Origin of the sequence: Pseudomonas sp. 8209 (assembly GCF_028682105.1) — a bacterium.
Classification (GTDB): Bacteria; Pseudomonadota; Gammaproteobacteria; order Pseudomonadales; family Pseudomonadaceae; genus Aquipseudomonas; species Aquipseudomonas palmensis.
On record NZ_JANIAH010000013.1, the window covers coordinates 19,072 to 40,961 of the forward strand.

The window sequence follows — 21,890 nt, forward strand, 5'->3', positions numbered from 1 at the left end:
GTGAACCGATTGTCCCGGTCGCTCGGGCTTTTTGTGGGAGCGGGCTTGACCCGCGATGCAAGCACTGCGGTGTGTCAGGCGTGCCGCCATCGCGGGTCAAGCCCGCTCCCACAGTGTGTGCAACCGATCATATCGAGTGTGGGAGCTTCCCATGTTGAACACCCTGCTACCCCTGCTGCTGTTTGCCGCCCTCGGCCTGGCCGTGCTCGGCGCGCTGCGGCGCGTGCGGATGTGGCGCCAAGGCCGGCCATCGCGGGTCGAGCTGCTCAAGGGCCTGCTGGCCATGCCACGCCGGTACATGGTCGACCTGCACCACGTGGTTGCCCGCGACAGGTACATGGCCAACACCCACGTCGCCACCGCCGGCGGCTTCGTGCTGGCCGCCGTACTGGCGATCCTGGTGCACGGTTTCGGCCTGCACAACCGCCTCCTCGGCTACGCCCTGCTGGTGGCCACCGCCTTGATGTTCGGCGGTGCGCTGTTCGTCTACAGGCGCCGGCTGAACCCGCCCGCGCGCCTGTCCAGAGGCCCCTGGATGCGCCTGCCGAAAAGCCTGCTGGTGTTTTCCGCCAGCTTCTTCATCGCCACTCTGCCGGTAGCCGGCATCCTGCCCGAAGGTACCGGTGGCTGGGTGCTGGTGGCCTTGCTCGGGCTGGGCGTGCTGTGGGGTGTGAGCGAGCTGTTCTTCGGCATGACCTGGGGCGGGCCGATGAAGCACGCCTTCGCCGGTGCCCTGCACCTGGCCTGGCACCGGCGCGCCGAACGCTTCGGCGGCGGACGCTCCACCGGGCTCAAGCCGCTGGATCTGCAAGACCCGAGCGCACCGCTGGGTGTGGAAAAACCCAGGGACTTCACCTGGAACCAGTTGCTTGGCTTCGACGCCTGCGTGCAATGCGGCAAATGCGAGGCCGCGTGCCCGGCGTTCGCCGCCGGCCAGCCACTGAACCCGAAAAAACTCATCCAGGACATGGTGGTGGGCCTGGCGGGTGGCACCGATGCGAAGTTTGCCGGCAGCCCGTACCCCGGCAAACCGCTCGGCGAACACGGCGGCAACCCGCACCAGCCGATCGTCGACGGCCTGGTGGATGCCGACACGCTGTGGTCGTGCACCACCTGTCGGGCGTGCGTGGAAGAGTGCCCGATGATGATCGAGCACGTGGATGCGATCGTCGACATGCGTCGCCACCTGACCCTGGAAAAAGGCGCCACGCCGAACAAGGGCGCCGAGGTGCTGGACAACCTGATCGCCACCGACAACCCCGGCGGCTTCGCCCCGGGCGGGCGCATGAACTGGGCCGCCGACCTCGACCTCGAGGTGCTGGGCGAGGTGCACGGCACCGACGTGCTGTTGTGGGTGGGTGACGGCGCCTTCGACATGCGCAACCAGCGCACCCTGCGCGCCTTCGTCAAGGTGCTCAGGGCGGCCAATGTAGGCTTTGCCGTGCTTGGCCTGGAGGAACGCGACAGCGGCGACGTGGCCCGCCGGCTGGGCGACGAGGCCACCTTCCAGCAACTGGCCCGGCGCAATATCCGGACCCTGGCGCAGTACCGCTTCACGCGCATCGTCACCTGCGACCCGCACAGCTTCCATGTACTGAAGAACGAATACGGCGCGCTGGGCGGGCACTACCAGGTGCAGCATCACAGCAGCTTCATCGCCGAGTTGATCGCCGCCGGCCGCCTCGACCTGGCGCCGCACAAGGGCGCCAGCGTGACCTATCACGACCCGTGCTACCTGGGCCGCTACAACGGCGAGTACGAGGCGCCGCGCCAGGTGCTGCGCGCGCTGGGCATCGAGGTGCGCGAGATGGCGCGCTCCGGCTTTCGCTCGCGTTGCTGCGGCGGCGGTGGCGGTGCGCCGATCACCGACATTCCGGGCAAGCAGCGCATTCCCGACATGCGCATGCAGGACATCCGCGAGACCGCCGCCGAGGTGGTGGCTGTGGGCTGCCCGCAGTGCACCGCGATGCTCGAAGGCGTGGTCGAACCACGCCCGCAGATCAAGGACCTGGCCGAGCTGGTGGCCGACGCGCTGCGTGAAGCGACGGTTGCCAGCACGCCGGTAGCAAGCCAACCAGAACCTGCGCAGGTGGACCCATGAGCGACATCATCCGGCGTGACCCGCGTGCCGAGTGGATTGCACGCAACCGTCTGCACCCGCTGCACGCAGCCATGCAGGCCCAACAGACGCAGTGGATGGGGCCCAATGGCGTGCTGCGCAAGAACCCGCATGCGGTGGGCTTCATCGGCCCCAATGGGATCAAGCGCATCGATCGCAGCGGCGCCAGCCAGGGCGCTACGAGCAAGCGCAGCGCCGCCGCCGAGGTGCTGGTGCCGCTGCATCAGGTGCCGTTGCCGGCGTTCTACATCGTGGTGGTGCCGGACATGGTCGGCGGGCGCCTGAGCAGCCACGACCGGGATGTGCTCGGGCTGGCCCACGGCCTGGCCGGCAGCGACGGCGCGGTGCTGGCAGTGGTGTTTGGCGAGCACAAGGAAACCGCCTTCGGCACGTTCGGCGTCGACCGCCTGCTGCAGATCGACGGTGACGCGTTCGCAGGTTATGCACCGGAGCAGCGGGTGCAAGGCCTGCGGGCTGTGGATAACCAGTTCAACCCGCGCCACTGGCTGCTGCCCGACAGCCGCAGCGGTGGCGGCGAGCTGGGCCGGCGCCTTGCCGCGGCGCTGGGCGAGCGCCCGGCCACGCGGGTGTGGCAGGTCAAGGACGGACTGTGCAGCGGGCGCGCCGGGGCTGGCCAGCAGGACCTGGTACGCGGGCTGGCGCGCCTGATCCTGGCGGCGGCCGAATGTGCCGAGCCGGTCAGCGAAACCCGCCATGAAGCCCTGCCGGTGGAGTTGTCCACAGGCGCGGCGCGCAGCCTGGCGCGTATCGAAGACCTCGGCCCGGTGCCGGTGGACCCGGCCACCATCGCCATGGCCGAGGCCGAATTCATCCTGTCGGGCGGCAACGGGGTCAAGGACTGGGCACTTTTCCACAGGGCCACCGCCGCGCTGGGGGCCACCGAAGGGGCCTCGCGGGTGGCGGTGGACGATGGCTTCATGCCGCGCAATCGCCAGGTGGGGGCCACCGGTACCTGGGTCACGGCGCGGGTGTATGTGGCTGTGGGTATCTCCGGGGCGATCCAGCATCTGCAGGGCATCGGTGCCTGCGACAAGGTGGTGGCGATCAACCTGGACCCCGGCTGCGACATGATCAAGCGTGCCGACCTGGCGGTCATCGGCGACAGCGCGGCGATTTTGCAGGCGCTGATCGAGGCTGTGGACAACTATCGCAACAGCGCCCGGCGCGATGCGGCCTGAGGGGGCATTCATGAACACCAAGGTCATCAGCCTGGTCTCGATCGGCGCCCACCCCACCTCGGGGCGCATGCGCCGCGCCGAACAGGATGCGCGGGCTGTGGAACTGGGGTTGCAACTGGCTGGGGATAACCTGCAGGTGCTGCATGCCGGCGACCCGCACGAGCCTGCGCTGCGCGCGTACCTGGGCATGGGGCTGGCGCAGCTGGACGTGTTGCAGCAGCCCGCAGGCGCCGATGTGCTGGGCGTGCTCGGCGACTACCTGCGCGAGGCGGGGGCGCAGTTGGTGCTGAGCGGCAGCCAGGCCGAAACCGGCGAAGGCTCGGGCATGCTGCCGTTTCTGCTGGCCGAGCGCCTGGGTTGGCCGCTGGTGGTGGGGCTGGCGCAGGTGGAATCCATCCACAATGGCGTGGCCCAGGTGCTGCAGGCCCTGCCACGGGGGCAGCGGCGTCGCCTGAGCGTGCGCCTGCCGATGCTCGCCACTGTGGATAACGCCGCGCCGGTGCCGCGCCAGAGCGCCTATGGGCCGGCGCAACGCGGGCTGTTGGCGGCCCATGAGGTGGCGGTGGTGGAGGACGAGTTATTCACAGATGCTGTATTGCAGCCGGCCAGACCCCGGCCCAAACGCCTCAAGGTAATCAAGGCCAAGAGCGGTGCCGACCGCATGAAAGCCGCCACGGCGAAGGCCAGTGGCGGCGGTGGACAGGTACTCAAGGGCGTGACCCCGAGCGAAGGCGCCGAGGCGATCCTGAAGCTGTTGGTGGAGGAGGGTGTGCTGCGCTGAAGGGTTGTGCACAAAGTCTGTTGGCGGTTCTGTGGATAAAGTGTTTGCCTATGGCTGCAGGCCACGTAATACGTGGCCTGCAGCCTATTGTTCAAATAGTGATCAATACGCGCCGCGAATTTTTCGCGGTTTTTTCATGCCCGTCGTCCAGCGAGACGGCAGTTTTGCTCACAATCCTTGTTGGCGGCTCTGTGGATAATCTGTTCGGACATGGCTGCAGGCCACGTGGTTAAAGGTGTTCAGCTATTTGATCAAAAAACGCACAAAACCTCGTCAATCCACCGCGAAATACTCACGCGGCAGCGAAAATCGGGGGTTTCGGCGGTTTATCCACATGGGTTTTGCAAAGAGGGCTACTTGCACACAAAGTCTGTTGGCGGCTTTGTGGATAAGGTGTTCGTGCAGTGCTGGGGGGCACGTATTCAAAGGCTTACAGAGGTTTGATCACTTTTTGATCTATTGCACGCTGTGGATTGAAGGGCGCTGGGCGGAAGTTTTCCACAAGGGTTGCTCACAATTGCTGTGGGTGTGGCTGTGGATAAAGTGTTGGTGGAGTAGGTATGGGGCAGTAGGGGCTGGGGTTTGCGGGTGTTGTTCAAAATTTGTACAGTTGGCACCGGCCTCATCGCGGGCCAAGCCCGCTCCCACAAGATCTACGCGGCCCTTGTGGGAGCGGGCTTGACCCGCGATGGGCCGCAAAGCGGCCCCAGTATTACTGCGCCGCCACACCTTTGAGATACGGCGCCGGCGCCGCGCCCAGGTTGCTCAGCATCCGCTCGCTGTACCAGTCCACGAAATTCACCACGCCAAACTCGTAGGTTTTCGAATACGGCCCCGGCTGGTACGCCGTCGAGTTGATGCCGCGCTGGTTCTCTTCGGCCAGGCGCCGGTCCTGGTCGTTGGTCGCGTCCCACACCTGGCGCATGCGTGCCGGGTCGTAGTCCACGCCCTCAACCGCATCCTTGTGCACCAGCCACTTGGTGGTGACCATGCTCTCCTGGGCACTGATCGGCCATACCGTGAACACGATGATGTGATCACCCATGCAGTGGTTCCACGAATGCGGCAGGTGCAGGATGCGCATCGAGCCCAGGTCGGGGTTCTGGATGCGCCCCATCAGTTTCTGGCAGCCCAGCTTGCCGTCCAGGGTCATCGACAGCGTGCCCTTGAGCAGGGGCATGCGCACGATACGGTTGCGCAGGCCGAAGCTGGCATGCGCATAGGGGATCTTCTCCGCGTCCCACGCCGCAGCGCTGGCCGCCACGTGATCCTTGAACGCCTGGTCGGCGCGCGGGTCGGTGACGTCGTCCCATTCGAGCAGGGTCTTGAGCAGCTCCGGGTGCGAGGCGTTGCAGTGGTAGCACTCGCGATTGTTCTCCAGCACCAGCTTCCAGTTGGCCTTTTCCATCAGGGTGGTCTGCACCGCCACCTTGGTGTTCTCCATGTCGTAGGGCTCCATGTAATGGGCCAGGGTGGCGAGGAAGTCATCGATCGCCGGCGGGTTGTCGGCCAGGCTGACGAAGATGTACCCACCGGCGGTCTTCACGTTCACCGGCTTGAGACCGTACTGCTGCATGTCGAAGTCGTCGCCCATCTCGGTGCCGGCGAACAGCAGCCGCCCGTCCAGCTCGTAGGTCCACTGGTGGTAGTGGCACACCAGCTTGGCCACCTTGCCCTTGTCGCTGGTACACAGGCGCGAGCCACGGTGGCGGCACACGTTGTGGAAGGCATGCACCTTGCCCTCGGCACCGCGGATCACGATGATCGGGTTCTTGCCGATCTGCAGGGTCAGGTAGTTGCCCTTGGCCGGGATCTCGCAGGTCATGCCTGCAATCAGCCATTCCTTGTGGAAAATCTCCTGCATGTCGATCTGGAACAGCCGCTCATCGGTGTAGAAGGGTTGCGGCAGCGAGAAGGTGCGCTCGCGGGTCTGCAGCATGTCGGCGGTGGCCTTGCGTGCAGCGTCCAGTGGGTCGCCCAGGCTCAAGGTTGCGGTGACGTCCATCGTTCAGGTCCTCATGGCCCGTGCGGGCCGCGAAAGTGGCTAATCGTTCGTGTGGCGACGCAGGGCTCAGACAGCAGGTTGATGTGCGATGGAGTGTGCGTTCGCCCGCGCCGGCAACCATGCCCATGGGCGACATGGCCAGATCCGTTCCCGACGCGCGAGCCCTTGTGGGCGGGGGCTGGTCGCGATAAGTACGCCGATGTCGCGAACAGGAATGTGCGCCGCCTGCACCTTGCGCATCATCGTCGCCATAACAGGCCCCGATCGGCCGCGGAGACGAGCATGTCGAACAACTTCCTCAACCCGGTGACCACTCAGACCTGGGCCAACGGCCGGCATACCGTGCGCTGCGTCAAGGTCATTCAGGAAACCTGGGATGTGCGCACCTTCTGCTTCATGGCCGACCAGCCGATCCTGTTCTTCTTCAAGCCCGGGCAGTTCGTGACCCTGGAGCTGGAAATCGACGGTCAGCCGATCATGCGTTCGTACACCATCTCCAGCTCGCCCTCGGTGCCCTACAGCTTTTCGGTGACCATCAAGCGCGTACCCGGCGGCAAGGTTTCAAACTGGCTGCACGACACCCTGCATGAAGGCCAGGAGCTGGCCGTGCACGGGCCGGTGGGGCTGTTCAACGCGATGGACTTCCCCAGCCCCAGGGTGCTGTACCTGAGCGGCGGGGTGGGCATCACCCCGGTGATGTCCATGGCGCGCTGGTTCTATGACACCAATGCCAATGTCGACATGGTGTTCGTGCACAGCGCGCGTTCGCCCAAGGACATCATCTACCACCGCGAGCTGGAGCACATGGCCTCGCGGATCGACAACTTCAGCCTGCACATCATCTGCGAGAAGCATGGCCTGGGCGAGGCATGGGCCGGTTATCGCGGCTACCTGAACCAGAAGCTGATGGAGCTGATCGCGCCCGATTACCTGGAACGCGAGATCTTCTGCTGCGGGCCTACGCCCTACATGAACGCGGTCAAGCGCATGCTCGAAGCCAGCGGCTATGACATGCAGCGCTACCATGAGGAGTCGTTCGGCGCCACGCCGCCCGAGGCCAAGGCCGATGCGGTAGAGAACGCCGAGCAGGCCGCCGAGGCCGCCGAGGTGGACGTGGCCGACCAGCACCAGGTGGAGTTCACCGCCAGCGGCAAGAGCATCCGCGTGGCGCCGGGCGAGACGGTGCATGCGGCAGCCGCCAAGCTCGGGCTGATGATCCCCAAGGCCTGCGGCATGGGTATCTGCGGCACCTGCAAGGTGCTCAAGCTGGGTGGCGAGGTGGACATGGAGCACAACGGCGGCATCACCGAGGACGACGAGGCCGAAGGCTATATCCTGTCGTGCTGCAGCGTGCCGCGTGGTGACGTGCGCATCGAGTTCTAGTCGCACAGCAGCTCGTGGTACAGCGCAGGGCGCCGGTCGGCCAGCACGTGGTTGTGGTCGCTGATCTGCTTGTCCAGTGCCTGGCCCAGCCTGATGTCGGCCAGCAGCAGCTGCTTCTTGCCGACACGCTTGCCGCCCTTGAGCACATAGCCGTCGGCATCGGTGAGGGTCGAACCGCCCACCCAGCCAACCCCGCGCTCCTCGCCACAGCGGTCGCAGGCAATGACGAACAGCCGGTTCACCGAGGCGCTGGCCTGAACCCGGATGACCTCGGCCGGGCGCTGGAAGCCGGGCCGGGAGGTGTCCGGCCAGTTCACCGGTGCGCACAGCAGCTGGGCACCGCGCAGCGCCGCCAGGCGCACCCATTCGGGAAACTCCAGGTCGTAGCAGATCATCATGCCGATGCGCCCCAGGTGGGTGTCCACCACCGGCGGCGGCTCGCTGCCGGGGGTGAAGATCTGCGTTTCGCGGTCCCACAGGTGGGCCTTGCGGTAGAAGGTGCGTCGGCCATCGGGCTCGATCAGCACCGAGCTGTTGGCCACCTGGCCGTCGGGCAGGCGCTCGCAGAAGCCGCCCACCACGATGATCTGGTACTTGGCGGCCTGCCGGGCCCAGGCCTCGAGGGTCGGCCCGTCACGGGGCTCGGACAGCGCGTGGGCCTCTTCGCGGTCGTAGAACGCGTAGCCGCTCTGCGCCAGCTCGGGCAGTACCAGCAGTTGCGCGCCGCGCTCGGCGGCCTCGGCGATGGCCACCCGGGTACGGTCGAGGTTGTAGCTTGGATTGGCAATGGCCGGCGCCAGCTGGTAGCACCCGACACGCACGGTTTGCGGGGATGGGGTCATGGCTGCGGCGCCTTGCGCTCGGCGACCGGGGGCGGCGGGGTGCCGGGCAGGTGGCGCATCAGGAGCCAGTACAGCAGGGCCGAAACGATGAAGCCGGGAACGAAGGCCAGGTCGGCGCCGGACAACGCCACCGCCACCGGCCCTTGCACGCCGGCCAGCGACACGAAGGGCAGCATCGCCAGCAGCCCCCCCAGGTAGGCCAGGATGCCGGCCCAGGCCCACTGGCCGTATTCGCCCGCCGGGTCGAACATGGCCGGGATCACGTAGTTGCCTTTGCGCAACAGGTAGTAGTCGGTGAGGTTGATTGCGCTCCAGGGCACCAGTACATACAGCATCAGTTGCAGGAACAGGTTGAAGCTGTCGAGGTAGCTGTCGGGCAACGCGATGGCGGTGAGGTACACCACCGCGCCAATGCCGCCCAGGCCCAGGGCGCGCCCGGCCAGCCCCGGCGCCAGCGGGCGAAACGCGGTGATCGCGCTGATGCCGGTCAGCAGCGCGCCGTAGCAGTTGACGGCCATGATGCCCACCAGCGCCGGCACCGCCATCAGGATCGCGAAGGTGCCGAAGCCGGGCAGGAAGCGGTTGCCCAGGTGTTGCAGGCTGCTGATGGCTTCGGGCGCCACCACTGCCGAGGCTACCAGTGCGCCCAGTGACATCAACCACACCGCAGAGCCCGCGGCGCCCAGATAGGTCCACAGCACCACCTTGCGCGCCGAGGTGCTGGGCGGCAGGTAGCGCGAGTAGTCCGAGACATACACCGAGTAGCTGATCTGGTAGCCGGCGGCGGTCGACAGCTGGATGAGAAAGCCCGACCAGGAAAATTGCAGCTGGCGCTGAACGGTGTCGGCCTCCAGCAACAGCAGCGCTGCCAGGGTGAGCAGGCCGAACACGCCGATCAGCAGGTAGGTGAGCCAGCGCTGCACGGTGTGCAGCAGGTCGTGTCCGACCACGGCGATCACCACGGCCACCGCGATCAGCAGTGCGTACCAGAAGGCATCGCTGCCCGGCAGCACAGTGGTCAGTGCATCGGTGGCCAGGATCACGTTGAACACGTTGAAGCCGATGTACACGCACACCACCGCCATGAACGGCAGCACGGCGCCTCGCAGGCCGAACTGGGCACGGGACTGGATCATCTGTGGCAGGCCAAGGCGCGGGCCCTGGTTGGCATGCAGGGCCATGCACAGGGTGCCCAGGGCCACCCCGAGCAGGATCGCCAGCACCGCCTGCCAGGCGGCCAGACCCAGGGCGGGCCCGACGAAGCCGGTGACCATGGTGGTGAGTACGAAGTTGCCGGTAAACCAGAAGGGGCCCAGGTGCCAGGCCTTGCCGTGACGCTCGTCGAGGGGCACCGGGTGGATGGTACGGGTTTCTATCTTCAGGCCTGACGTTTCAGGTGCAGGTGCCGCATTGTTCATGGCGTTCCCAGGCATTCGGGCGAAAGTTTCAATGCTGATGAGGTTAGATGAAGCTGCAACTAACGGAACAACGACACACTTTCAGCGAGCGCGCAGGTACTTGCCTTAAAGTGTCTGTAATGTCCGATGTAGAGCTATTCTGATTTGTAAACTGGTATTTATGCCAGTCTGCAATGCGGGGAGGTTATTGCGAAAAGTTATCGTGCGGCGTGAGGTTTTTGATGCCGAAGTTAAAGTGCAGTGAATATTCCTACTTAATATTAGGAATAGTTTGTGAGCAACTTTAGATAAGTCTGACGAGATAGTGTTTTCGACGGCGAGCGGGGGCCGATCGAAAAAAACCGGGCGCCCGGCGCGCACTGCGCCGGGGCCCGGTGGCGACCTACACGCTGAAGCGTGCGACCAGGCCGTTCAGGCCCACCGCCAGGCGAGACAGTTCGGCACTCGCGGCGCTGGTCTGGTGCGCCCCGGTGGCCGACTGCACCGACAGGTCGTTGATGTTCACCAGGTTGCGGTCCACTTCGCGGGCCACCTGGGCCTGCTCTTCGGCGGCGCTGGCGATCACCAGGTTGCGTTCGTTGATTTCGGCCACCGCGGTGGTGATGGTCTCCAGCGACAGGCCGGCGCCGCGGGCGATGCTCAGGGTCGACTCGGCGCGTTCGGTGCTGTGGCGCATCGAGTTCACCGCCTGTTCGGTACCGCCCTGGATGCTGCCGATCATGCGCTCGATTTCGCTGGTCGACTGCTGGGTCCGGTGGGCCAGAGCGCGCACTTCGTCGGCGACCACGGCGAAGCCGCGCCCGGCTTCACCGGCACGCGCCGCCTCGATGGCGGCGTTGAGGGCCAGCAGGTTGGTCTGGTCGGCCAGGCCGCGGATCACATCGAGCACCTTGCCGATGTCACGCGACTCGCCGGCCAGGTTGCCGATCAGCTCGGCAGTACCCTGCACGTCGGCACTCATGCGCTCGATGGCGCTGACGGTCTCCATGACCAGGTCGCGACCGTCGCCGGCCGAGCGGGTGGCCTGCTTGGACGCCTCGGATGTGCTCACCGCGTTGCGTGCCACTTCTTCCACCGCGCTGGTCATCTCGGTGACGGCAGTGGCGGCCTGCTGGATCTCGTTGTTCTGCTGCTGCAGGCCGCGCGCGCTTTCGTCGGTGACTGCATTCAGCTCTTCGGCAGCCGAGGCCAGCTGGGTGGCGGAGCCGGCAATCTGCTGCAGGGTGTCGCGCAGCTTGTGCTGCATCTTGCCCATGGCGTGCAGCAGGCGCGCCGCTTCGTCGGTACCGGTGGTGTTGATCGGTTTGGTCAGGTTGCCATCGGCGATCAGCTCGGCCGCCTGCAGCGCTTCGTCGATCGGCTTGACGATGCTGCGGGTGAGCAGCAGCGCGCACAGCAGGGTCAGTGCGGTGGCGGCCACCAGCAGCACGATCACCAGGGTGAAGGCCGTGTCGTATTGCGTGGCGGCGGTCTGGTTGGTCAGACGGGTCTGATCGGTGTTGATCTTGACCAGGCGATCGGTGACTGCGCTGATCTGCTCGGAGTTGTCGAGCAGGTCGTGGTTGATCAGGCTGCGCAGTGCTTCCACATCACCGGCCTGCGACAGGCTTACCATGCGGTTTTCGAGCTGGCGGTACTGGTTGAGCAGCTGCACGTACTGGTTGTACGCGCCCCGTTCCTCGTCGCCTTCGATCAGTGGCTCGTAGGCCCGGCGCGCTTCGTCGATCTGGGCATTGCGCTTGGCCAGCAGTTGCACGGTGTCCTGCAGGGTGGCGGCTTCGCGGTTGAGCAGCAGGCGGTAGGACAACGTGCGCAGGCGCAGGGTGAGTTGGGTGAGCTGGTCGAGGTTGGTGATGCTGGGCACGCTGATCTGTTCGATGGCTTCGCCGGCCTTGCGTATCTGCCCCATCTGGTTGAGGGCAAAGATGCCCAATGCAAGCATCAGGGCGCCGATCAGCGAAAACCCCAGAAGTGCGCGCGGGGCGATGTTCATGTTACGTAATGACATGGTTTTATCCGGCAGGGAATAGGAATGCGCGCGGTCCATGCGTCGTGGGGCAACTCTTATTGCCTATCGGTCAAAGCAGGGCAGACTTGAGGGGGCATGTAACTAAATGTGAACCACCGGTCATTTTTTTTACCCCGGCATCCGACCAAGCGCTGGAACCGGTTGCCGATCGACGGGTCAATCTGCACCCGGTCGAGGCTCTGGCCCCGATATCCCTGGCGAGTGCGGTGAGATTTCTTTATCGTGTGCGCCCCCTGAAAAACCGTGAGAACGCAATCATGCTGGAAACATCCCTGAGTCAACTGGAGCAACTGGTCAACGACCTGGTGCAGAAGAACCTCGACCTGGCCGAGCGCAACGCGCAGCTGAGCGACGAACTGGCCCAGGCCAAGGACGAGAACGAAAGCCTGCAACTGAGCCTGATGGAGCAGGAAGAGAAGCAAGGTGCAACCGCCGCGCGTATCCAGGCGCTGGTTGAACGTGCCGGTGGCGGCGCCGTTACCGCATGAAGACCACCGCGCAGTCGATCAATGTCGTGTCGATAATGGGCAATGACTATTCGATCAAGGCCCCTGAAGGTCAGGAGCAGACCCTGGCGCAGGCGGTGCAGATGCTCAAGGCCTCCCTGGCCGATACCAAGCGCAAGTACCCGTCGCTGATCGGCGACAAGTTGCTGGTGCTGGCCGCCCTGAACCTGTGCTCGCAGCAGATCGAACTGCAACAGGCACATCAGGAAGCCCTCGACCGTTATCAAGAGCAAGTCAGCGCCACGGTCGACGTCATTGCCCGGACAATCGGCAACAGCTGATTTCCCCCTCGCGTGCATTCCCTCTTTACTGTGCTGGCTCACTGACCCCTGGGGGCAGTGAGCGGCCCGAGTGTGGCTGACTGCTAGCATTGTATTTTCTGTTGTATACAATTGGCCTGGTGTTCGCGGTACACGGCTGGTTTAACTCAGGGGAAATTCATGCAGTTCTGGCGGCGCAGTATCCAGTGGCAATTGATCGCAAGCATGGGCGCGGCCCTGGTGGCGAGCATTCTGATCGTGGTTGGTATCTACACCGTGGCGGTCAATCGACTGACCGAGCGCTACCTGGTGGAGACGGCGCTGCCGGCGAGCATCGAGGCCATGCGCAACGATATCGAGCGCATGTTGGGCCGGCCTCTGACGGCGGCGGCCGACATTGCCAACAACACCCTGTTGCGCGACTGGCTGGCAGCGGGGGAGCCCCCCGAACAGGCCGGTGCGTTCGTCGAGTACCTGGAGTCGGTGCGTGTGCACAACCAGGCGTTCACCGCGCTGTTCGCCGCCACGCGCAGCAATCACTACTACAACCAGGGCGGGCTGGACCGCACCTTGAGCCGCGACAACCCGAAGGACTCGTGGTTCTTCGGGTTCATCGACAGTGGCAAGCCGCGCCTGCTCAATATCGACACGGACATCAGCAGTGGCGACCTGGCGCTGTTCATCGACTTTCGGGTGGAAAAAGCCGGCCAGCTGGTGGGCATTGCCGGGCTGGGCCTGCGCATGACCGAGTTGTCCCAACTGATCCACGACTTCAGTTTCGGTGAGCGCGGCCGGGTGTTCCTGGTGCGCGGCGATGGACTGATCCAGGTGCACCCGCAGTCCGAGTTCAGCGGCAAGCGCCAGTTGGCCGAGCAGATCGGCGAAGGCGCCGCCCAGCGTGCGTTGACCCCGCACGAGGGCCTGCAGCAGAGCCGCTTCGAGCGCGATGGCGAGACCTACCTGGCCCTGAGCCTGCCGCTGCGCGACCTGAACTGGACCCTGGTGGCCGAGGTGCCCGAGGCGCAGATCTACGCCCAGGTGAACCAGGCCGTGTGGCTCACCAGCCTGATCGGCGCGGCGGTGGCGTTGCTGTCGCTGCTGCTGGTGGTATGGCTGGCGCGCGGCATCGTGCGCCCGCTGCGCCGGGTGACCGGTGCGCTGACCGCGATTGCCCAGGGCGGTGGCGACCTGACCCAGCGCCTGGACGAGTCGCGGGCCGATGAACTGGGCGACCTGGCCCGGGGTTTCAACCGTTTTCTGGACAGCCAGCGCGACCTGATCGGCGAGGTGCTGCGCACCACCGAGCACCTGCGCAGCGCCGTGGGGCAGGTGAGCGCGGTGGTGGAGGACACCGCCGCGCGCTCCCATCGCCAGCAGGAGATGACCGAGATGGTGGCCACTGCCGTGCACCAGATGGGCCTCACCGTGCAGGACATCGCGCAGAATGCCGGCCAGGCCGCGCACGCCTCGCAGACCGCGCGCACCGAAGCGTTGCAGGCGCGCGAGGTGGTGCAGCGCTCGATTGCGCACATCGAAGGCATGTCGGGCGAGATCGGCGTGGCGGCCAGTGCGGTTGGCCAACTGGCACAGGAGGTGGCGTCCATCGACGAGGTGCTGGCGGTGATCCGCAGCATTTCCGAGCAGACCAACCTGCTGGCGTTGAACGCGGCGATCGAGGCGGCGCGGGCCGGGGAGATGGGCCGTGGCTTCGCTGTGGTGGCCGACGAGGTACGTACCCTGGCCCAGCGAACCCAGGTGTCCACCGACGAGGTGCAGCAGATGATCCAGCGCCTCAAGCAGGGGGCGGGCAGCGCGGTGGCGTCGATGCAGGCGGGGCAGGCGGCGACCGGCACCGGCGTGGCGTCGAGCCAGCAGACCGGAGCGTCGTTGACCACCATTACCGGGCAGGTGGAGCACATCACCGACATGAACCTGCAGGTGGCCACTGCCACCGAGGAGCAGTCGGCAGTGACCGAGGAGATCAACCGCAACGTGCAGGGGATTTCCGACCTGGCGCGCCAGACGGTGGCGCAGGTGGAGGCGTGTCGGGTGGATTGCCAGGCGTTGCGCGGGCTGGCTGATGACCTGGCGCGGCAGATGGGTGGGTTCAGGCTCTAGATCAGGGTGATTGCTTCGCCGGCAAGGCCGGCTCCTACAGGTTGGCGGTGTCTGTAGGGGCCGGCCTTGCCGGCGAAGGGGCCATCAGCGACCCAGCGTTACTGCACGAATATCCGCCGCCAGCTCGCGCACCCGTGCCTCGTCGGTGTCCCACGAGCACATGAACCGTGCGCCGCCGCTGCCGATGAAGGTGTAGAACCGCCAGCCCTTGGCGCGCAGCGCTTCCAGTGCCGGCTCCGGCATCTGCAGAAACACCCCGTTGGCTTCTACCGGGAACATCAACTGCACCGCCGGGATGTCCGCCACCAGCCCGCTGAGCAACTGCGCGCAGTGGTTGGCGTGCTGCGCATGGCGCAGCCACGCACCGTCTTCGAGCAACCCTACCCACGGCGCCGACAGAAAGCGCATCTTCGACGCCAGTTGCCCGGCCTGCTTGCAGCGGTAGTCGAAGTCTTCGGCCAGCTTGCGGTTGAAGAACAGGATCGCCTCGCCCACCGCCATGCCGTTCTTGGTGCCGCCAAAGCACAGCACGTCGATGCCGGCCTTCCAGGTCAGTTCGGCCGGCGAGCAGCCCAGGAACGCGCAGGCATTGCTGAAGCGCGCGCCGTCCATGTGCAGGTTCAGGCCCAGCTCCTTGCAGGTGGCGCTGATCGCCTTGAGCTCTTCGGGCCGATACACGCTGCCCACTTCGGTGGCCTGGGTGATGGTTACCACGCGTGGCTTGGGGTAGTGGATGTCCTGGCGCTTGAGCGCCACTTCGCGGATGGACTCCGGCGTGAGCTTGCCGTTTTCGCTGCGGGCGGTGAGCAGCTTGGAGCCGTTGGAGAAGAACTCCGGCGCGCCGCATTCGTCGGTCTCGACGTGGGCGGTCTCGGAGCAGATCACGCTGTGGTAGCTCTGGCACAGGGACGACAGGGCCAGGGAGTTGGCGGCGGTGCCGTTGAAGGCGAAGAACACCTCGCAGTCGGTCTCGAACAGTTTGCGAAAGTGGTCGGAGGCCTTGGCGGTCCACTGGTCGTCGCCGTAGGCGCGTTCGTGGCCCTGGTTGGCCTTGTCCATCGCCGCCCAGGCTTCGGGGCAGATGCCGGAATAGTTGTCGCTGGCAAATTGCTGGCTTTTTTCTGTCATTGCACTGTCCTGTGGTCGACGCAGGCAAGCACTCTAAACCAACTATCAAATCGCCGACTACAAGGCCCATGTCGTAAACGCACCTTTGCGTGGCGTGCGCAGGCATCTGGACGGCCCGCGCCAGCCCTACCATCGCAGCCAAAGGGCGCTGTCCATGCCACTGCCGGGAGAGATGCGATGTTCACCAAGCACGACCAGATCCAGGGTTACGACGATGCACTGCTGGCGGCGATCAACGCCGAGGAACAGCGCCAGGAAGACCACATCGAACTGATCGCCTCGGAAAACTACACCAGCAAGCGCGTGATGCAGGCCCAGGGCAGCGGCCTGACCAACAAGTACGCCGAAGGCTACCCGGGCAAGCGCTACTACGGCGGCTGCGAGCACGTGGACAAGGTCGAGCAACTGGCCATCGATCGTGCCAGGCAGCTGTTCGGCGCCGACTATGCCAACGTCCAGCCGCACTCCGGCAGCCAGGCCAACGCCGCGGTGTACCTGGCCCTGCTGCAGGCCGGCGACACCGTGCTGGGCATGAGCCTGGCCCACGGCGGCCACCTCACCCACGGTGCCAAGGTCAGTTTCAGCGGCAAGCTGTACAACGCCGTGCAATACGGCATCGACACCCGCACCGGCCTGATCGACTACGACGAGGTCGAGCGCCTGGCCGTCGAGCACCAGCCGAAGATGATCATTGCCGGGTTTTCGGCCTACAGCAAAACCCTCGATTTCCCACGCTTTCGCCAGATCGCCGACAAGGTCGGCGCCTACCTGTTCGTCGACATGGCCCACGTCGCCGGGCTGGTCGCGGCGGGCCTGTATCCCAACCCGCTGCCCTATGCCGACGTGGTCACCACCACCACCCACAAGACCCTGCGTGGCCCGCGTGGCGGGCTGATCCTGGCCAGGGCCAACGAAGCGCTGGAAAAGAAACTCAACGCCGCGGTGTTCCCCGGCGGGCAGGGCGGCCCGCTGATGCATGTGATCGCGGCCAAGGCGGTGTGCTTCAAGGAGGCCCTGGAGCCCGGCTTCAAGGCTTACCAGCAACAGGTGATCGACAACGCCCGGGCGATGGCTGCGGTGTTCATCGAGCGTGGTTTCGACGTGGTGTCCGGTGGCACCGACAACCACCTGTTCCTGGTCAGCCTGATCCGCCAGGGCCTGACCGGCAAGGACGCCGATGCCGCCCTGGGGCGCGCCCACATCACCGTCAACAAGAACGCCGTGCCCAACGACCCGCAGTCGCCGTTCGTCACCTCGGGCCTGCGCATCGGCACCCCGGCCGTCACCAGCCGTGGCTTCAAGGTGGCCCAGTGCACGGAGCTGGCCGGCTGGATCTGCGACATCCTCGACCACCTGGGCGATGCCGATGTCGAGGCCGACGTGGCCAGGAGCGTGTCGGCACTGTGTGCGGATTTTCCGGTTTACCGCTGAGTGGAGTAACAGACCATGCAACGCTATTCGGGCTTCGGCCTTTTCAAGCACTCGCTCAGCCACCACGAGAACTGGCAGCGCATGTGGCGCACGCCCACCCCGAAGAAGGTCTACGACGTGGTCATCGTCGGCGGCGGCGGGCACGGCCTGGCCACCGCCTACTACCTGGCCAAGGTGCACGGCATCACCAATGTGGCGGTGGTCGAGAAGGGCTGGCTGGGCGGCGGCAACACCGCGCGCAACACCACCATCGTGCGCTCCAACTACCTGTGGGACGAGTCGGCGCACCTCTATGAGCACGCGATGAAGCTCTGGGAGGGGTTGTCCCAGGACATCAACTACAACGTCATGTTCTCCCAGCGCGGGGTCTACAACCTGTGCCACACCCTGCAGGACATGCGCGACTCCGAGCGCCGGGTCAGCGCCAACCGGCTCAACGGCGTGGACGGCGAACTGCTGAACAGCAAGCAGGTGGCCGACGAGATTCCGCACCTGGACTGCTCCAGAAACACCCGTTATCCGGTTCTCGGCGCCACCGTGCAGCGGCGCGGCGGCGTGGCGCGTCACGATGCCGTGGCCTGGGGCTATGCGCGTGCGGCCGATGCCCTGGGCGTGGACCTGATCCAGCAGACCGAGGTGATCGGCTTTCGCAAGGAAAACGGCGCGGTGGTCGGCGTCGAGACCAACAAGGGCTTCATCGGTGCGCGGCGCGTGGGCGTGGTCACCGCCGGCAACTCCGGGCACATGGCCAGGCTGGCCGGCTTTCGCCTGCCCATCGAGTCGCACCCGCTGCAGGCACTGGTGTCCGAGCCGCTCAAGCCGATCATCGACAGCGTGATCATGTCCAACGCGGTGCACGGCTACATCAGCCAGTCGGACAAGGGCGACCTGGTGATCGGCGCCGGCATCGACGGCTGGGTGGGCTACGGCCAGCGCGGTTCGTACCCGGTGATCGAACATACCCTGCAGGCCATCGTCGAGATGTTCCCGATCCTGTCGCGGGTGCGCATGAACCGCCAGTGGGGCGGCATCGTCGACACCACCCCGGACGCCTGCCCGATCATCTCCAAGACCCCGGTGGCGAACATGTTCTTCAACTGCGGCTGGGGTACCGGCGGTTTCAAGGCCACGCCGGGCTCGGGCCACGTGTTCGCCGCAAGCCTGGCCACCGGCGAGATGCATGCACTGGCCAAGCCGTTTTCCATCGACCGTTTCCATAACGGCGCCCTGATCGACGAGCACGGCGCTGCCGCTGTCGCCCACTAACAGGAGACACTCCATGTTGCACATCTTCTGTCCCCACTGCGGCGAACTGCGCTCCGAGGAAGAATTCCATGCCGCCGGCCAGGCGCACATTCCGCGCCCGCTGGACCCGAATGCCTGCACCGACGAGCAGTGGGGCGACTACCTGTTCTTTCGTGACAACCCGCGCGGCCTGCACCACGAGCTGTGGATCCATGCCGCGGGCTGCCGCCAGTACTTCAACGCCACCCGCGACACCGTGACCTACGAGATTCTCGAAACCTATCCGATTGGTGCCAGGCCCCAGGCGCGCGCCCAGGAAAACGTCCCGCAGCTGGCTGTCACCGGCCAGGGAGAAAAGGTATGAGCCAGCGCTATCGTCTGCCCAACGGCGGTCGTATCGACCGCAGCCAGGTCCTCGACTTCACCTTCAACGGCCAGCGCTACCAGGGCTACCAGGGCGACACCCTGGCCGCCGCGCTGCTGGCCAATGGCGTCGACATCGTGGGGCGCAGCTTCAAGTACTCGCGCCCACGCGGCATCATCGCCGCCGGCAGCGAAGAGCCCAACGCGATCCTGCAGATCGGTGCCAGCGAGGCCACCCAGGTACCCAACGTGCGCGCTACCCAGCAGGCGCTGTACGCCGGGCTGGTGGCCACCAGCACCAACGGCTGGCCCAGCGTGAACACCGACGTGATGGGCATCCTCGGCAAGGTCGGCGGCAAGCTGATGCCGCCGGGGTTCTACTACAAGACGTTCATGTACCCGCAGTCGTTCTGGATGACCTACGAGAAGTACATCCGCAAGGCTGCGGGCCTGGGCCGTTCGCCGCTGGAAAACGACCCGGACAGCTACGACTACATGAACCACCACTGCGATGTGCTGGTGGTGGGCGCAGGCCCCGCCGGGCTGGCTGCGGCACTGGCAGCCGGGCGCAGCGGGGCGCGGGTGATCCTGGCCGACGAGCAGGAGGAGTTCGGCGGCAGCCTGCTCGATACCCGCGAGACCCTCGACGGCCAGCCCGCCGCCGAGTGGGTGGCCAAGGTGATCGACGAGCTGCAGGGCATGCCCGAGGTCACCTTGCTGGCGCGGGCCACGGTCAACGGCTACCACGACCACAACTTCCTCACGATCCACCAGCGCCTCACCGATCACCTGGGCGACCGCGCACCCATCGGCCAGGTGCGCCAGCGCATGCACCGTGTGCGCGCCGGGCGTGTGGTGCTGGCCACCGGTGCCCACGAGCGGCCGCTGGTGTACGGCAACAACGATGTGCCGGGCAACATGCTCGCCGGCGCGGTATCTACCTACGTGCGCCGTTATGGCGTGGCGCCGGGGCGCAAGCTGGTGCTGTCGACCAACAACGATCACGCCTATCGCGTGGCGCTGGACTGGCACGACGCCGGGCTCAAGGTGGTCGCGGTCGCCGATGCGCGGCACAACCCGCGTGGCTCGCTGGTGGAGGAGGCACGTGCCAAGGGCATTCGCATCCTCACCTCCAGCGCGGTGATCGAGGCGCGCGGCAGCAAGCATGTGACGGCAGCGCGGGTGGCAGCCATCGACGTGGCCGCACACCAGGTCACCAGCCCCGGCGAATGGCTGGACTGCGACCTGGTGGCGACATCGGGCGGCTACAGCCCGGTGGTGCACCTGGCTTCGCACCTGGGCGGCAAGCCGCTGTGGCGCGACGACATTCTCGGCTTCGTGCCCGGCGACGCGCCGCAGAAGCGCGTGTGCGTGGGGGGCGTCAATGGCGTGTTCGCCCTGGGCGATGCGCTGGCCGACGGTTTCGAAGGCGGCGTGCGTGCGGCCACCGAGGTCGGTTTCAAGGCAGTGGAGGGCGTCCTGCCCAAGGTGCTGGTGCGTCCGGAGGAGCCCACCGTGGCGCTGTTCCAGGTGCCCCATGACCGCAACACTGCGCGGGCACCCAAGCAGTTCGTCGACCAGCAGAACGATGTGACTGCGGCCGCCATCGAACTGGCCACCCGCGAAGGCTTCGAGTCGGTGGAGCACGTCAAGCGCTACACCGCGCTGGGGTTCGGCACCGACCAGGGCAAGCTGGGCAACATCAACGGGCTGGCGATCGCCGCACGCTCGCTGGGCATCGGCATTGCGCAGATGGGCACCACCATGTTTCGCCCCAACTACACGCCGGTGACCTTCGGCGCGGTGGCCGGGCGCCATTGCGGCCACCTGTTCGAGCCGGTGCGCTTCACCGCGCTGCATGCCTGGCATGTGAAGAACGGCGCCGAGTTCGAGGACGTCGGCCAGTGGAAGCGCCCGTGGTATTTCCCCCGCGGCGGCGAAGACCTGCAGGCGGCGGTGGCCCGTGAATGCAAGGCGGTGCGCGACAGCGTCGGCCTGCTGGATGCCTCGACCCTGGGCAAGATCGACATTCAGGGCCCGGACGCCCGCGAGTTCCTCAACCGCATCTACACCAACGCCTGGACCAAGCTCGACGTGGGCAAGGCGCGCTACGGCCTGATGTGCAAGGAAGACGGCATGGTTTTCGACGATGGCGTGACCGCGTGCCTGGGCGACAACCACTTCCTGATGACCACCACCACCGGCGGCGCGGCGCGGGTGCTGCAATGGCTGGAGATCTACCAGCAGACCGAATGGCCAGAGCTGAAGGTGTACTTCACCTCCGTCACCGACCACTGGGCCACGCTGACCCTGTCGGGGCCCAACAGCCGCAAGCTGCTGGCTGAAGTGACTGACATCGACCTGGACAGGGACGCCTTCCCGTTCATGAGCTGGAAGGAGGGCCTGGTGGGCGGGGTGCCGGCGCGGGTGTTCCGCATCTCGTTCACCGGCGAGCTGTCGTATGAAGTGAACGTGCAGGCCAATTACGCGATGGGCGTGCTGGAGCAGATCGTCGCCGCCGGCAAGCCGTACAACCTCACCCCCTATGGCACCGAGACCATGCACGTGCTGCGCGCCGAGAAGGGTTTCATCATTGTCGGCCAGGACACCGACGGCTCGATGACCCCGGACGACCTGAACATGGGTTGGTGCGTGGGGCGCACCAAGCCGTTCTCGTGGATCGGCTGGCGCGGCATGAACCGGGAAGACTGCGTGCGCGAGAACCGCAAGCAGCTGGTGGGGCTCAAGCCGGTGGACCCGAGCCAGTGGTTGCCCGAGGGCGCGCAGCTGGTGCTGGACCCCAAACAGCCGATTCCGATGGACATGGTGGGGCACGTGACCTCGAGCTACGCGAGCAACTCGCTGGGCTATTCGTTTGCCATGGGGGTGGTCAAGGGCGGGCTCAAACGCATGGGCGAGCGGGTGTTTTCGCCGCAGGCCGATGGCAGCGTGATCGAGGCCGAGATCTGCGCCTCGGTGTTCTTTGATCCGAAGGGTGAGCGGCAGAACATCTGATGGTTGCAGGAGCAGCCTTGCTGGCGAAGCGACCACCGCGCACCGGGT

16 protein-coding genes and 2 pseudogenes are annotated in these 21,890 nt (G+C 65.8%); 12 read left to right on the forward strand and 6 right to left on the reverse strand.

Annotation, left to right across the window (positions count from 1 at the left end; all coding sequences use genetic code 11):
• The first annotated feature begins 151 nt into the window (after positions 1-151).
• The 3 genes from dgcB to etfB are packed head-to-tail and all read left to right on the forward strand — an operon-like array spanning position 152 to position 4,099.
• On the forward strand, positions 152-2,101 hold the full coding sequence (gene dgcB / locus NP552_RS23890) for a dimethylglycine demethylation protein DgcB (RefSeq protein ID WP_043860356.1): 1,950 nt from the start codon (positions 152-154) through the stop codon (positions 2,099-2,101).
• Complete coding sequence (etfA, locus tag NP552_RS23895; RefSeq protein ID WP_043860355.1) at positions 2,098-3,318, forward strand: electron transfer flavoprotein subunit alpha; 1,221 nt, start codon at positions 2,098-2,100, stop codon at positions 3,316-3,318. The genes dgcB and etfA overlap by 4 nt, the downstream gene beginning before the upstream one ends.
• A gap of 10 nt (positions 3,319-3,328) precedes the next feature.
• Positions 3,329-4,099 (forward strand): electron transfer flavoprotein subunit beta, encoded by a 771-nt coding sequence (gene etfB, locus NP552_RS23900; RefSeq protein WP_043860354.1) that lies wholly within the window; start codon positions 3,329-3,331, stop codon positions 4,097-4,099.
• Positions 4,100-4,811: 712 nt separating this feature from the next.
• Here etfB and gbcA read toward each other — a convergent pair.
• Positions 4,812-6,104: a glycine-betaine demethylase subunit GbcA gene (gene gbcA, locus NP552_RS23905; protein ID WP_043863625.1), complete on the reverse strand. Its 1,293-nt coding sequence runs from the start codon at positions 6,102-6,104 to the stop codon at positions 4,812-4,814.
• A 282-nt stretch (positions 6,105-6,386) separates the two neighbouring features.
• Between gbcA and gbcB the strand changes: the two genes are divergently transcribed.
• Positions 6,387-7,487 carry a glycine-betaine demethylase subunit GbcB gene (gbcB, locus tag NP552_RS23910; protein ID WP_043863626.1) on the forward strand — a complete coding sequence of 367 codons (1,101 nt, stop codon included), beginning with the start codon at positions 6,387-6,389 and terminating at the stop codon, positions 7,485-7,487.
• Here the strand turns inward: gbcB and NP552_RS23915 are convergent.
• The 4 genes and pseudogenes from NP552_RS23915 to NP552_RS26185 all read right to left on the reverse strand — a co-directional run.
• Positions 7,484-8,329 (reverse strand): nitrilase-related carbon-nitrogen hydrolase, encoded by an 846-nt coding sequence (locus NP552_RS23915; RefSeq protein ID WP_274097216.1) that lies wholly within the window; start codon positions 8,327-8,329, stop codon positions 7,484-7,486. The two genes, gbcB and NP552_RS23915, sit on opposite strands and share 4 nt — an antisense overlap.
• Positions 8,326-9,747: a purine-cytosine permease family protein gene (locus NP552_RS23920; protein ID WP_274097217.1), complete on the reverse strand. Its 1,422-nt coding sequence runs from the start codon at positions 9,745-9,747 to the stop codon at positions 8,326-8,328. Before NP552_RS23920 ends, NP552_RS23915 begins: the two co-directional genes overlap by 4 nt.
• Before the next feature lie 382 nt (positions 9,748-10,129).
• Positions 10,130-11,002, reverse strand: coding sequence for a methyl-accepting chemotaxis protein (locus tag NP552_RS26180; RefSeq protein WP_404940729.1), 873 nt, complete (start codon positions 11,000-11,002; stop codon positions 10,130-10,132).
• Positions 10,985-11,794: pseudogene (locus NP552_RS26185) on the reverse strand (MCP four helix bundle domain-containing protein); the annotation flags it as partial. The pseudogene NP552_RS26185 and the gene NP552_RS26180, both read right to left, overlap by 18 nt.
• A gap of 239 nt (positions 11,795-12,033) precedes the next feature.
• Between NP552_RS26185 and NP552_RS23930 the strand changes: the two are divergent.
• The 4 genes and pseudogenes from NP552_RS23930 (at position 12,034) to NP552_RS26195 (ending at position 14,660) form a co-directional block, all read left to right on the forward strand.
• Positions 12,034-12,264: a hypothetical protein gene (locus tag NP552_RS23930; protein ID WP_043863630.1), complete on the forward strand. Its 231-nt coding sequence runs from the start codon at positions 12,034-12,036 to the stop codon at positions 12,262-12,264.
• Positions 12,261-12,563, forward strand: coding sequence for a cell division protein ZapA (locus NP552_RS23935; protein WP_043863631.1), 303 nt, complete (start codon positions 12,261-12,263; stop codon positions 12,561-12,563). Before NP552_RS23930 ends, NP552_RS23935 begins: the two co-directional genes overlap by 4 nt.
• Before the next feature lie 204 nt (positions 12,564-12,767).
• A pseudogene (locus NP552_RS26190) lies at positions 12,768-13,799 on the forward strand (HAMP domain-containing protein); the annotation flags it as partial.
• Positions 13,800-13,931: 132 nt separating this feature from the next.
• Complete coding sequence (locus NP552_RS26195) at positions 13,932-14,660, forward strand: methyl-accepting chemotaxis protein (protein ID WP_371917280.1); 729 nt, start codon at positions 13,932-13,934, stop codon at positions 14,658-14,660.
• Between the two features lie 84 nt (positions 14,661-14,744).
• Here NP552_RS26195 and NP552_RS23945 read toward each other — a convergent pair whose 3' ends face one another.
• Positions 14,745-15,788: a threonine aldolase family protein gene (locus tag NP552_RS23945; protein WP_213606444.1), complete on the reverse strand. Its 1,044-nt coding sequence runs from the start codon at positions 15,786-15,788 to the stop codon at positions 14,745-14,747.
• Positions 15,789-15,965: 177 nt separating this feature from the next.
• Between NP552_RS23945 and glyA the strand changes: the two genes are divergently transcribed.
• The 4 genes from glyA to NP552_RS23965 are packed head-to-tail and all read left to right on the forward strand — an operon-like array spanning position 15,966 to position 21,842.
• Positions 15,966-17,219, forward strand: coding sequence for a serine hydroxymethyltransferase (gene glyA / locus NP552_RS23950; protein WP_054916001.1), 1,254 nt, complete (start codon positions 15,966-15,968; stop codon positions 17,217-17,219).
• A 15-nt stretch (positions 17,220-17,234) separates the two neighbouring features.
• A complete protein-coding gene (locus NP552_RS23955) occupies positions 17,235-18,485 on the forward strand; it encodes a sarcosine oxidase subunit beta family protein (RefSeq protein WP_043863635.1) in 1,251 nt (416 codons plus the stop codon).
• Positions 18,486-18,498: 13 nt separating this feature from the next.
• Positions 18,499-18,828 (forward strand): sarcosine oxidase subunit delta, encoded by a 330-nt coding sequence (locus NP552_RS23960; RefSeq protein WP_043863636.1) that lies wholly within the window; start codon positions 18,499-18,501, stop codon positions 18,826-18,828.
• Positions 18,825-21,842 carry a sarcosine oxidase subunit alpha gene (locus NP552_RS23965; protein WP_274097218.1) on the forward strand — a complete coding sequence of 1,006 codons (3,018 nt, stop codon included), beginning with the start codon at positions 18,825-18,827 and terminating at the stop codon, positions 21,840-21,842. Before NP552_RS23960 ends, NP552_RS23965 begins: the two co-directional genes overlap by 4 nt.
• Positions 21,843-21,890 lie beyond the last annotated feature (48 nt).

Bases quoted from the DNA above. Each gene is read 5' to 3' on its own strand.
- dgcB (WP_043860356.1), top strand. From the start codon at position 152: ATGTTGAACACCCTGCTACCCCTGCTGCTGTTTGCCGCCCTCGGCCTG.
- etfA (WP_043860355.1), top strand. From the start codon at position 2,098: ATGAGCGACATCATCCGGCGTGACCCGCGTGCCGAGTGGATTGCACGC.
- etfB (WP_043860354.1), top strand. From the start codon at position 3,329: ATGAACACCAAGGTCATCAGCCTGGTCTCGATCGGCGCCCACCCCACC.
- gbcA (WP_043863625.1), bottom strand. From the start codon at position 6,104: ATGGACGTCACCGCAACCTTGAGCCTGGGCGACCCACTGGACGCTGCA.
- gbcB (WP_043863626.1), top strand. From the start codon at position 6,387: ATGTCGAACAACTTCCTCAACCCGGTGACCACTCAGACCTGGGCCAAC.
- NP552_RS23915 (WP_274097216.1), bottom strand. From the start codon at position 8,329: ATGACCCCATCCCCGCAAACCGTGCGTGTCGGGTGCTACCAGCTGGCG.
- NP552_RS23920 (WP_274097217.1), bottom strand. From the start codon at position 9,747: ATGAACAATGCGGCACCTGCACCTGAAACGTCAGGCCTGAAGATAGAA.
- NP552_RS26180 (WP_404940729.1), bottom strand. From the start codon at position 11,002: ATGGGCAAGATGCAGCACAAGCTGCGCGACACCCTGCAGCAGATTGCC.
- NP552_RS23930 (WP_043863630.1), top strand. From the start codon at position 12,034: ATGCTGGAAACATCCCTGAGTCAACTGGAGCAACTGGTCAACGACCTG.
- NP552_RS23935 (WP_043863631.1), top strand. From the start codon at position 12,261: ATGAAGACCACCGCGCAGTCGATCAATGTCGTGTCGATAATGGGCAAT.
- NP552_RS26195 (WP_371917280.1), top strand. From the start codon at position 13,932: ATGGTGGCCACTGCCGTGCACCAGATGGGCCTCACCGTGCAGGACATC.
- NP552_RS23945 (WP_213606444.1), bottom strand. From the start codon at position 15,788: ATGACAGAAAAAAGCCAGCAATTTGCCAGCGACAACTATTCCGGCATC.
- glyA (WP_054916001.1), top strand. From the start codon at position 15,966: ATGTTCACCAAGCACGACCAGATCCAGGGTTACGACGATGCACTGCTG.
- NP552_RS23955 (WP_043863635.1), top strand. From the start codon at position 17,235: ATGCAACGCTATTCGGGCTTCGGCCTTTTCAAGCACTCGCTCAGCCAC.
- NP552_RS23960 (WP_043863636.1), top strand. From the start codon at position 18,499: ATGTTGCACATCTTCTGTCCCCACTGCGGCGAACTGCGCTCCGAGGAA.
- NP552_RS23965 (WP_274097218.1), top strand. From the start codon at position 18,825: ATGAGCCAGCGCTATCGTCTGCCCAACGGCGGTCGTATCGACCGCAGC.